10 protein-coding genes are annotated in these 12,229 nt (G+C 39.0%); 9 read left to right on the top strand and 1 reads right to left on the bottom strand.

Features of this window, described 5'->3' with window-relative positions; genetic code table 11:
• Positions 1 to 230: 230 nt before the first annotated feature.
• The 6 genes from WNY98_RS11485 (at position 231) to WNY98_RS11460 (ending at position 9,197) form a co-directional block, all read left to right on the top strand.
• Positions 231 to 1,724: a peptide MFS transporter gene (locus tag WNY98_RS11485; RefSeq protein ID WP_170072070.1), complete on the top strand. Its 1,494-nt coding sequence runs from the start codon at positions 231 to 233 to the stop codon at positions 1,722 to 1,724.
• A gap of 147 nt (positions 1,725 to 1,871) precedes the next feature.
• Positions 1,872 to 4,604, top strand: coding sequence for a metallophosphoesterase (locus tag WNY98_RS11480; RefSeq protein ID WP_342877961.1), 2,733 nt, complete (start codon positions 1,872 to 1,874; stop codon positions 4,602 to 4,604).
• Between the two features lie 318 nt (positions 4,605 to 4,922).
• Positions 4,923 to 5,969 carry a 4-hydroxyphenylpyruvate dioxygenase gene (gene hppD / locus WNY98_RS11475; protein WP_024589439.1) on the top strand — a complete coding sequence of 349 codons (1,047 nt, stop codon included), beginning with the start codon at positions 4,923 to 4,925 and terminating at the stop codon, positions 5,967 to 5,969.
• Between the two features lie 135 nt (positions 5,970 to 6,104).
• Positions 6,105 to 7,418: a fumarylacetoacetase gene (fahA, locus tag WNY98_RS11470; RefSeq protein ID WP_342877960.1), complete on the top strand. Its 1,314-nt coding sequence runs from the start codon at positions 6,105 to 6,107 to the stop codon at positions 7,416 to 7,418.
• 143 nt (positions 7,419 to 7,561) lie between these two features.
• Positions 7,562 to 8,725, top strand: a complete 1,164-nt coding sequence (locus WNY98_RS11465; RefSeq protein ID WP_076925443.1) for a M23 family metallopeptidase — start codon at positions 7,562 to 7,564, stop codon at positions 8,723 to 8,725.
• Positions 8,715 to 9,197 (top strand): polymer-forming cytoskeletal protein, encoded by a 483-nt coding sequence (locus WNY98_RS11460; RefSeq protein ID WP_342877959.1) that lies wholly within the window; start codon positions 8,715 to 8,717, stop codon positions 9,195 to 9,197. The genes WNY98_RS11465 and WNY98_RS11460 overlap by 11 nt, the downstream gene beginning before the upstream one ends.
• Before the next feature lie 21 nt (positions 9,198 to 9,218).
• Here the strand turns inward: WNY98_RS11460 and WNY98_RS11455 are convergent, their stop codons facing one another.
• A complete protein-coding gene (locus WNY98_RS11455) occupies positions 9,219 to 9,692 on the bottom strand; it encodes a hotdog fold domain-containing protein (RefSeq protein WP_342877958.1) in 474 nt (157 codons plus the stop codon).
• 185 nt (positions 9,693 to 9,877) lie between these two features.
• Between WNY98_RS11455 and WNY98_RS11450 the strand changes: the two genes are divergently transcribed.
• The 3 genes from WNY98_RS11450 to WNY98_RS11440 are packed head-to-tail and all read left to right on the top strand — an operon-like array spanning position 9,878 to position 12,221.
• The gene (locus tag WNY98_RS11450) at positions 9,878 to 11,077 is read left to right on the top strand and encodes a multidrug effflux MFS transporter (protein WP_342877957.1); all 1,200 of its coding nucleotides are present in this window, start codon (positions 9,878 to 9,880) and stop codon (positions 11,075 to 11,077) included.
• Positions 11,074 to 11,718, top strand: coding sequence for a LysE family translocator (locus tag WNY98_RS11445; protein ID WP_076925440.1), 645 nt, complete (start codon positions 11,074 to 11,076; stop codon positions 11,716 to 11,718). The genes WNY98_RS11450 and WNY98_RS11445 overlap by 4 nt, the downstream gene beginning before the upstream one ends.
• A 38-nt stretch (positions 11,719 to 11,756) precedes the next feature.
• On the top strand, positions 11,757 to 12,221 hold the full coding sequence (locus WNY98_RS11440; protein WP_076925439.1) for a methylglyoxal synthase: 465 nt from the start codon (positions 11,757 to 11,759) through the stop codon (positions 12,219 to 12,221).
• Positions 12,222 to 12,229: the final 8 nt, after the last annotated feature.

The raw sequence follows: 12,229 nt of genomic DNA, 5'->3' as shown, positions 1-12,229 counted from the left end.
ATACCGCGAATACTTCCCCTAGCACAGAGGTATATGTATACTTGAGCGCAATTGTAACTAGGATAAGGGTGTGTCTCTTACTTTGTGGTGTTATAGCCATACAGCAAATCATTATCTTAGCTACAAATACTATACTGATGGTCGAGCATTTTAGTGTGTAAAAACTCTAAAATAGCTAAAGCAAAAAATTATAAGGCCATCATAACAATACTTAAAGTTAGGAAGTAAATATGAGTTCAACTCCAGATAGTGGCTGGTGGGGCCACCCTAAAGGACTTTCGACATTGTTCTTCACTGAAATGTGGGAACGAATGAGTTATTACGGTATGCGAGCTATGCTCGTATTATTCATGACAGCAAGCTTACAAGAAGAGGGCCTTGCCTTTACTGTTGCATCAGCTGCTGCAATCTATGGCTTGTACACAGGCGCAGTATACTTTTTAGGCTTACCGGGTGGCTGGCTAGCTGATAGATTATTTGGTGGTCAAAAAGCAGTTTGGTATGGCGGCATAATTATTATGATTGGCCATATTATTTTGGCTATTCCACATGATTATTCTTTCTTCATTGGCTTAATATTTGTAGCAACAGGTACTGGTTTACTAAAACCAAATATCAGTGCAATGGTAGGCCAATTATATAGCGATGCTGATGAGCGTCGTGATGGCGGTTACGCTATTTATTACATGGGTATTAACATGGGTTCTTTAATAGGTTACTACGTATGTGGTTACTTTATGGAGAACGTAGGCTGGCACTGGGCATTTGGTGCGGCAGCTGTCGGTATGGCCATTGGTTTAGTTCAGTACAAACTCACACTTAATAACTTACCAGAGCACAGCGCTTTACCTGCCAATCCATTGGGTCCTAAAGGTACTTCACGTGCATGGATTGGTATTGCTGCATTTGTAATTGCAGCTGCTGCAGTTACTACAGCTGCAATGACCGGCGCTATTGTTATTAATCCAACAGTGGTTGCAGGTTACACAGCGATTGTATTTACTATTATCTTTTTTGTTTATTTTGGTGTTATTTACTTTACAGGTAATTTAACAGATGCAGAGAAACAAAGAATGTGGGCATTATTTTTAGTCTGTATTGCATCTGCATGTTTTTGGTCTGGCTTTGAACAAGCGGGTTCATCATTAAACTTATTTGCTCGCGACTATACTGACCGTCTAATTGGTACTTTTGAAATCCCTACAACGTGGTTTCAATCATTAAACTCACTGTTTATTATTGCTTTATCGCCATTTTTTGCAGCGCTTTGGATTAACTTATCTAAAAGCTTAGTATCACCTAGCTATAGCGTTAAGTGTGCAATTGGCTTAATTATTATGGCTTCAGGCTTTTTAGTTATGTTTATGGCGGCTCATTACGCAGCTGAAGGCTTAAAAGTAGCGCCTTACTGGCTTGTTACTACGTACTTTTTACATACTGTGGGTGAGCTTTGTTTAAGCCCTGTAGCATTAAGTGCTGTAAGTAAGTTATCGCCTAAACGTTACACAGGTCAAATGATGGGTGTGTTTGTATTAACTTATTCAATCGGTAATATTATTGCAGGCTTACTTGCTGGTAATTTCGATCCGAACAATGTTGATGAAATTCCTAATTTATATTTACAAATTGCATTATTTAGCATTGGTGTTGGTGTTGTTTTAGTACTAATGACCTTTAAAGCTAAAGTATGGGAAAAACAAGGGTTAGAAGAGAAAGCCTCTTAATTATTACTTATTTTAAATGTAGCAATATAACCTAAGATAATTCCCCCATAGCTTCTATGGGGGAATTTTTTATTCAACTTTGCCCTGCCCCCGTTAACTGATATTATGTCCTGATTGATTATTGAATAGACTCAGGGACAGCAGTATATGCATTCATTAACGTTATCACGTACCACTCTAATCGCATTATCTCTCCTTATTTTTTTATCTGCCTGTGGTGGCGGTGATGAAGTAACAGTAAATCCAAATGATCCTGTAGAGCCCGAATCTAGTGGCTTAATTATTACCAATGCTAATGGCTTACAAACGTCATTAGATGAAGGTAACTTTACTATCAATGCCCCAGGGCAAATAGTGGCTAACGATACTGAAATAACCTACGAAAAATTAGTCCTTGATGAAAATAATCAAGCAAAAAATATCATTTCAGATATACATACGCTTACCCCGAATACACTTCAACTTTCTAGCCCAATGACAATCACTATAAAAATACCTGACGACTATGTACTAGGAGGCCAGTTATCTATTGCTCGTTTAAGCGGAGACTCTTGGTCAGGTATTACTAATTCAACGGTATCGCAAGGCTTTGTTAGTGCACAAGTAAACCAACTAGGTAGCTATGCAATCGAAATGCAACGTACAGTTGCATTTTCTGATATTGGCCCAACCTGTGATGCTAATGCAACAGAGCAATCTGTAAGGTTTGTTCACGTTGCCGACATGCATTCTCGCTTTGGATATCAAGAACAATATTTTAGTCGCATTAAAGCTTATTACAAAAAAGCGCTAAGCGAATCTCCGTATACATTATTCACCGATGGTGGCGATGATTACGAAAAAGGAACTGTAGCAGAGCAAATATCACAAGGGTTAGCCTCTGATGAAACCGTAAAGCTAATGGCTTTTGATTTACGTGTTTTAGGGAACCATGACTATGCGTGGGGCCCTGAAAAACTACTTGAATTTTCACAAGACGATAATGCCATTGTACTTGCCAGTAATACCCGCTTTGAGGGAGGAAACAGTCAGAATTTTGATGGTGTCGACTTTGCTAAGGTGCAGGTTGGATGCATAACATTAGGTGTGTTTGGGATGACGTCGGTACCATGGGATGAGCTTGACGAACCAATTGAAAACGACCCTATTCCTGACTTTATAAAACAATTTAAAATGAGTTGGAAATGGCAACAAATCGCACAAAGTATTGTAAGCCAATACAGCGATGACGTTGATTACATGATTATGCTAAGCCATTTGGGCAAAGGAACTGACGTTGAGATAGCAACCAATGTACCGGGTATAGATTTAGTGCTTGGTGGGCATACTCATGGTGGTGAAGACTTTATAGAGCTTGAAAATAATGCTTTAGTCATTCAACCAGAATTTTATGCTCGCGGAGTCACCGATTTAAATTTAGTATTTAATACTACCGATAAAGCACTAAGTCGTTACGAGTATCAACATGTAGATACGCGAACATCTATAGAACCTGACGAAGAAACTAAGCTAGCTATCGATGAAATAATGGGCCGATATGCACCCGATGCTGATACAGAAATTGCCATTTCAGAAAACTACTCAAGTAGCTTTGAAGTTGCAGAAATAACAGCACTTGCAACTAAACACTCAAGCTCAATCAACGCAGCGCTGCTTAACCCTGAACTTGTACAAAAAAGATGGACGCCTGGCACTGTTACACAAGAAGATTTTCACAAAGCATTTTATGTTGAAAGACAGCCTTCAAACACACCTGGCTTTAATTCACTGTATCAAGTAACCGTTACAGGCACTGATTTAAACACAATGATTGCCAGCCAACCCGATTGGTTTGTGTTAAAGCCAGAAGATATTCAAGTAACGACAAATTATAATGTCGCTTTATTTAAAGGTGCGGCACTTAATCCAGATTTATTTTTTAGCAGTGTTACTTTTAATGATGTAAAGCCAATTGCCGAAGCATGGTGGCTACTTGATCAATACGCGCGCTTTAGAACAACTCAATGTCTTCACCTTGATACAGACACACAGCTTAATGCTTGCCAAGATGTTGCAAATATAACAACTTGGAACTTTGACGATCCAACAAACCCACTAACTCCAAACTCAGGCCCATCTGTTTTAAGCTACTTTGACCCAGAAAATGACGGTTGGGGCCCAGAAGATACACGCTATGAGACAACCACTGATCTTAATATTTCCGATTTAACTGATGGTCCTTCTGGTGTAATGGCTTTTACTCGTCACTCCCCAACAGAAGGCCTATTGATTACGTTAAACACAGCTGCAAATGGTGATTTTAAACATGACGGGTTAGTGTCTGACTACACAATAGTTATGGATATAAACTGGCCATTGGAAACAAACGACATTTACCGCGCAATAATCCAAGCCGATACCGAAAACTACGATACAGATGATGCAGATATATTTGCAAGCCCTGACGGTGGGTACGGTGAAGCAACCAGCAATAGTGGATACTTTGGCGATACTGAACCAGGTAATTGGCATCGTATTGCCTTTGTATTTTATGCTGCACCAACAAATGGCGTATTTGAAATATATGTAGATGGTGAACTCGAAGGTGTTAAAGAAGAAGGCGAGATAAACCGTCGATGGGCACTTGATAAAACAATCCTGTTATTTACAGATAACAACTACGAAACCCGGCCTGGTTACTTAAATGCATTACTCTATGCTGGTCGTGCTATGACTCGCGGTGAAATTAAAAGTATGGGCGGCGCACAACAAAAGCTCTCTTTTGAGCAATCGACACGAGTGCTAAATCAAACCATTGAGCGCCATTACCAATCAGCTCCAGCAATTAAAACTAACTTGTGGATAGAGCAGCGAAACAAGTTCTTTGATAATGGCTCTTAAAGTGTAAACAATTAAATACAAACAGGCTTTGGCTTGTTCATTACAAAAGGGGGGTTGACGCAGGTTAAACCTCCTTTTTAGTATTTAAATACAGCAACTTAAAAACAAGTGCTTCCACTTTAATTTGTACCATATAACTTCATTTTATTTAACTGTATTACAAACGCGTAACTTTATAATAACCGTCCTATTAAATTTACACATACCACATTTACTAAATAGTGCTCCCCTCTTCCCCAAATCAAAAATCTGGTTGATTATCTACTGCAATATGACAACAACACATAATCGCAGTGCTTAATTGCGGGAGTAATAATAATGAGTGAAGTAAATAACTATTTAGGTTTAGTCGGTATTGAATTTACCGAGTACGCAACACCTGATGCTGATTATATGGATAAAGTATTTACTGATTTTGGCTTCTCTAAGCTTAAAAAATTCAAAGGTAAAGACATTGTTTATTACAACCAAAACGATATTCATTTTTTACTGAATAACGAGCGTGAAGGTTTTTCTGCAGAATTTGCTAAAAGCCATGGTCCTGCTATTTGTTCAATGGGTTGGCGTGTTGAGAATGCGCAAAAAGCATTTGAAACTGCAGTAGAGCGTGGTGCGAAACCAGCCACTGATTCAACGCATAAAAATATGCCTTACCCTGCAATTTATGGCATTGGCGACAGCCTAATTTACTTTATTGAAAACTTTGGCGACAAAGGCACTATCTACGAAAGTGATTTTGAAGATTTAGAAACGCAAAATGTTGTAGAAGATAAAGGCTTTATCCGAATCGATCATTTAACTAATAACGTCTATAAAGGCACCATGGAAAAATGGGCTAACTTTTATAAAGACGTGTTTGGTTTTACAGAAGTACGCTACTTTGACATTAAAGGTCAAAAAACGGCGCTTATTTCGTATGCACTTAAGTCCCCTTGTGGCACCTTCTCTATTCCAATAAACGAAGGTAAAGGTAACGATAACAACCAAATTGATGAATACCTTGGTGAGTACAACGGCCCTGGCGTTCAACATTTAGCGTTTTTAACAGATGATTTAGTAAGCTCTCTTGATAAGCTTGATAAATCAACAATCGCTACTTTGGATATTATTCCAGAGTACTACGACACTATTTTTGACCGTGTACCTTGGGTTGCAGAAGATAAAGAAAAAATTCGTCAACATCAGATACTCGTAGATAGCCAAAGTGAAAATTGTTACTTATTGCAAATTTTCTCTAAAAACTTATTTGGTCCAATCTTTATAGAAATGATCCAACGCGTTGATGATGGTGGCTTTGGTGAAGGTAACTTCCAGGCATTATTTGAATCAATCGAACGCGACCAAGAGCGTCGCGGCGTTTTATAAAATATTTGAGTAAATTAAAAGCAGCGAACTTCGCTGCTTTTGTCGTTTTAATATTTAAAAAGTATTGCGCTAAGTACAAGTATGATTAAATAAACTATACCTTGTCGCCATACAGTAAAATCCAAAGGAAATGTAATGAGCCTAATTAACGAAACCCATGATATTAATTTAACCAGCTGGGTAGAGTCAGCTAATGTTGATAATTGTGACTTCCCAATTCAAAACTTACCGTTTGCAGAATTTCGTCGCAAAGGGTCTGATGAGGCCTTTCGTGGTGGTGTTGCAATTGGCGACCAAGTAATTGATTTAGCAAAACTGAGCAAATTAAACGTTTTAAAAGGTGATGCTAAAACAGCCGCTGATGCAGCAAGTGAAGCAACCCTAAATACATTTATGGGTTTAGGGGAGCAGTATTGGTCAGCACTTCGTTTAGCGCTTTCAAAAGCACTACGAGCAGGCTCTGAGCACCAACAAGCACTTAACGATACGCTTATTTCACAATCTAATATAGAGTTTTCACTACCTTGTCGCATCGGTGATTACACCGACTTTTACACTTCTATTTATCATGCTACAGCCGTAGGTAGTTTATTTCGCCCTGATAACCCATTACTACCTAACTATAAATGGGTACCTATTGGTTATCATGGTCGCTCTTCATCTATTGACGTATCGGGTCAAACATTTCATCGCCCTAAAGGTCAAACCAAAGCGCCAGATGCAGAAGTGCCGTCATTTGGTCCATGTAAGCGCCTTGATTACGAACTAGAAGTTGGTATTTATTTAGGTAAAGGTAATGCACTTGGCGATGCAATTGCGATTGAAAATGCAGAAAACCATGTATTTGGCTTTTGTGTATTTAACGATTGGTCAGCTCGCGACTTACAAGCGTGGGAATATCAACCGCTTGGTCCTTTTTTAGCTAAAAACTTTGCCTCAACTGTATCGCCTTGGATTGTTACAACCGAAGCGCTAGCACCTTATAGAACAAGCTGGACACGTGATGAAAACGACCCACAGCCTATGGACTATTTAGAGTCAAAAGCGAATCGCGACCAAGGTGCTTTTGATATTCAAATGGATGTTAAAATCCAAACGGAAAAAATGCGTAGCGAAGGCCATAACCCAACGCGCGTATCAACATCTAGCTTTAAGCACTCTTACTGGACTGTGGCACAAATGGTTACTCACCACACAGTAAATGGCTGTAACTTTATGCCAGGTGACATGTTAGGTTCGGGCACTCAGTCTGGTCCAACGCACGAAGAAGCGGGTTCTTTACTTGAGCTTTCTAGTGGCGGTAAGGAGAAAATTACGCTAAGCAATGGCGAACAACGTAGCTTTTTAGAAGATGGCGATAACGTTATTATGCGCGGTTGGTGTGAAAAAGAAGGCTATGCACGCATAGGTTTTGGCTCGGTAGAGAGCACCGTACTGCCTACAAAATAATACATTTTCATAAATTAAACATAAAAGGGCCGCTTGCTAAAAGCAGCCCTTTTTTATTAATTTTTGAACAGTTACAATTTTTTTCTAGCTTTTTTAACTCAAATTGCTATCTTAATTCGGTTAATAGCCAGTGTTTATATGCCATGTCAGTATTTATAAAGTCTTTTTATCATAAATTTTTCCCAGCTCGACAGCTACTTATTCGTCAAAATGGCGAAGTTAAGCACGTTGTTTTAGCTCCTTGGTTTCAACTTCTTGTAGCATTGCTTATTTTAGTCACTTTCACTTGGCTGAGTATTTCGAGCTTTCGTGTTTACACACAAACAAATAAAATTTCCGACATAGAACAAAGTCAAATAAACGAGCAAACACTTTGGCAACAAAAAGTAAATGAGCAGCAAGCTCTTCAAGCTACGCAATTAGAACAACTTGCAGTACTTGAGCAAAAGCAGGCGCTACTGCAAAGCATGATAGAGTCCCTTCCCGCTTCAATCAGTAAAGACGTTATTAAGCTTGATACAGATCTTGACGTACCAATCAATGAAAACAGCAATGAGTTTCACGAACCATTAGTCGATGAAAACCTAAAAGATAAACAGGCTCAGTTAGTAGCTCCGATTACATTCGCAGCAAGAATTGCTAACTTGGATAAGCATTATGAACAAAGCTTTAATTTTTTAGATAACCAAATTAGCGAACGTCACCAAGCTATTTTAGCTATGGTGAAAGGTGCAGGGATTGAGTCTGCGCTTGAGCAACATTTAATCTTAAGCGACCAAACAACCGCACAAGGTGGCCCACTTGATACATTTAACGAAACAAAAATCCCAAGCCACTTTTTAGCTATCGTTGATAAGTTATTAGCATTAAATAATTTAGAAAACTTTTTAACTGAGCTACCAAATACCCTGCCTTTAGCTAAAGCTAAATATTATATTTCAAGCAACTTTGGCCTCAGAAAAGATCCAATGAATAGCAATCATGCCTTTCATAAAGGAATAGATTTAGCCGGTTGGCATAAAACCGAAATATTTGCGCCAGCAGACGCTGTAGTGCTTCGTGCCGGTCGCAATGGTGGTTATGGTAACTTTATTGAGCTTGAGCATAAAAATGGCTTAGTGACACGATTTGGACACTTAAATAAAATTAAGGTGAAAAAAGGTCAGCAGATCACTAAACACGACATAATTGGTTTAATGGGCAGCACAGGTAGAAGCACAGGCACTCATTTACACTACGAAGTATTGCTTAACGGTAAACAAGTCAATCCTCTAAAAATAACAAAGGCGCTTTCTCGTGTTTGGTAGAAAAAAACAAAAAACAGTTAGCTCTAATTTAAAAAGAGTAAATCACACACCGTCTATTATTTCACAAGACGTCTGCCTTACAGGCACTTTAATTAGCAAGGGTGAAGTACAACTTGATGGCCGCATTGATGGAGACATAAAAGTGGAGCATTTAGTTATTGGTTCAACGGGTGTTGTTGAAGGTATTGTTGAAGCTAAAAGCGTCATTGTTAAAGGCAAAGTTATTGGCTCAATTAATGCCAGTGAAGTGAAAGTACAAAGCGGTGCGCATGTTCATGGCGATGTGTTTCACGATACATTGAGTATTGATGCAGGCGCAGTAATTGAAGGCAGTTTAAAGCAACGTTTTGAAAAAGAAGAGCCTGAACTAATTTCTAAAGAACTTAAACCCGCAAAAGAAGTTAAAGCATTGTTGAAGGAAGACGGCAGCGACTTATCGTTTGTAAATAAACAAGCCGCTGATAAAAGCTAAGTCAAATCTGCTTAACGTAAGTTACCTTTTTTCAGTAATGTACATTGTAATATCTGCAGTGAAAACGAGTTCATTGCGGGTGTTATAAAGCTTAACCTGTACCACTAAGTCCTCTTTATCAATCCACTTATGTGGTAAATCAATTTCCGCAATTGCAGTCACGTCAGTATCTACTTTTGCTAAGTAGCGGACAGTCATCCCTTTTGGGATCCAACGATGGGTTTTAACTGGCACTGTTGCATCGACCATCACACCCGCACACAACTCAGCTAAGTTACACTGCGCAATAGCATGAATAGTTCCAATATGATTATGAACGCTGCGACGATTTTTAACCACTGCGCTACAATGCCCTTCTCGAAGGTCAAGTACGTAAGGCTTCATCGAACCAAAGTATGGCGCTTTAAAACAAACAGCTTTAGTAAAAAGCCAATTCCCAAAAGGTAGACGCTTAAATTTATGCCATGTTTGTACAAGTGCAGATTTATTACTCATTATTATTTTTTCCATCAACAGTTACTTTTCTCAAATTAACACATCAGACCAGTTTTAAAAAGCGCATTTATACTGCCTTTTTAGCTTAATCTAATCAAATAATAATAATGACAATCTATGCAGGGGCCATAAGCCCTTTCTTTTTTACGAGTGCCCACCTAAAATACTCGGCAAAAGGAGACTCAATGCAAACACAGCCCGCTAAACCTAATATGACTTTATTACTTATCTTAGCGTTACTCGTTATATTTTGCCCTATGGCAATCGATATTTACTTACCCGCTTTTCCTACTATTGCAGAACAATTTGCAGTAACAGAACAACAAGTACAGCAAACCGTTGCTATTTTTATGCTAACAGTAGGTTTAGGCCAATTAATTGCAGGTCCTTTAGCTGATAAATTTGGCCGAAAGCCAGTGGCTATAGTGGGCATTAGTTTATATGCAGGCTCAGCATTACTTGCCTATTACTCACCATCTTTTGAAGTATTAATGATTGCACGTGCGCTTCAAGGTTTTGGAGCGTGTGCCACATTTGTTGTCGCATTTGCGATAGTGCGTGACAAATATGGTAGTGAACGAAGCGGGCAAATGATCACTTATCTTAACGGGATTGTGTGCTTTATTCCGGCAATGGCACCTATTTTAGGGGCCTGGCTTACCGTACAATTTGGCTGGCGTATGAACTTTATGTTTTTAACCGCGTTTGCCATTTTAGGCCTTATTGTTACTCTATTCTTTTTTAGAGAGACCCGTCCTGCTGATAGCCATTATCAGGGCCATATTTTAGATTTGCGTCGCTTTACACCGATTATTAAAACACCAATATTTTTGTTTAATAGTCTAATTTGTATGGTCGCCATGTCGGCTATATTAGTTTATGTAACGCTCGCACCAGGCTGGCTTATTACGCATTTAGACGGCACAGTAGCCGACTTTACTTTTTGGTTTACGTTAAATGCCGTAATAAGTATTGTCGCAAGTTTTATATTACCAACGTACATTAAACGAAATAGCCAGCGCGCTTTGCGTGTCGGTGTGAGTGTACTGGTTTTTTCAGGTATTTTAATGCTAGCCCTTAGCGGTATAGAAACAGCATTTGCGCTTATGTTACCTATCTTAATTGCAGCATTAGGGTTTGCTTTAAGTTTAGGCTCTGCTGCAGGTATGTCCCTATCTAGCTTTCCTAAACAAGCAGGCACAGCCTCTGCATTACTTGGTGCTATGCAAATGAGTGGCGCGAGTATACTCGTTGTTTTAACCCAATATTTGGGGTTAAGTACACCGTGGTTAATTGCTTTTCATTTATTATTACTAGTTCCGCTTTGGATAATTTTAATGAGCAAAAAAGCACATACTTTACATCCAACTAAAAGCGCTCAATGATCAATCCTGATTTTTTAGTTTCATTTTTATTAGCCAGCTTTTTAATGGCAGTAGCGCCTGGGCCATCAAATGCATTTTTGATGGCACAAACATTTGCTAATGGACGAAGCGCTGGTATGCAAAGTGCTTTTGGTTTTGCATTAGGTGGGGTTGTTCATACACTGTTTGCTGTTGTAGGCCTAAGCGCAGTACTAAAAGCTTCTCCTAGTACCTATGCCGCAGTGCAATATGCAGGTGCTGCATACTTATGTTATTTAGGGCTTGTGATGATTAAAGGCACGTTAAAGCAGCAAGAGCTTGTATCAGAGGGCACGCAAACCGATAAACCGCATATAAATACCAGCAAAAAAAGTAACGTCATGTTTCAGGCCATGATGACTGAAGTACTGAACCCTAAAGTGGCGCTGTTTTTTATTGCATTTATTCCGCAATTTGTAGATCCAACGCTTTCATCTGCTACTTTTCAGCTCGCTTTTTTTGGCTTACTTTACCCTCTTTTTGCTTTTCCGATTGACTGCACGTATATTTATTTTGGCGACAAAATTGCACAGTTTTTTAGACGTAACCCAAATAGCCAACTTTGGATTGATAGAATCACCGGCATTGTATTTATTGCCCTTGCTATCAATCTATTATTTTAACTAACCAAAACAGTGGTTAACTAATAAAAAGAATCAGCATGGAACAAAAAACACAATCTCTTCCCGCGCAAAAGAATATTGCTTTAGTTGCACACGACGGTAAAAAAGCAGCATTAAAAGTATGGTGTGAAAAGCACAAAGACATATTAAGCAAACACACTTTATATGGCACCGGTACTACGGGGCATTTAATCCAAAAGACCACAGGGCTTGATGTAGTTCAGCTTTTAAGTGGCCCAATGGGCGGCGATCAGCAACTAGGCGCTAAAATAGCGGAGCATGAAATACATGTTTTAATATTTTTTTGGGACCCATTAGCATCACAGCCTCACGACCCTGATGTTAAAGCACTGCTACGTTTAGCCGCTGTTTGGAATATTCCGGTGGCGTGTAATGAAGTAAGCGCCGATATGTTATTGAGCTCACCGCTTATGGACGTAGAGCTTGAGCGTACATTGCCAGATTACGAAAAATACCTCGCAACCCGACAAATAGATCTTTAAATTTTTAA

It is taken from the genome of Pseudoalteromonas sp. AS71, from assembly GCF_038900275.1.
Lineage (GTDB): Bacteria > Pseudomonadota > Gammaproteobacteria > Enterobacterales > Alteromonadaceae > Pseudoalteromonas.
The sequence above is the reverse complement of the archived record's forward strand: the minus strand, read 5'-3'. Positions and strand labels throughout refer to the sequence as shown.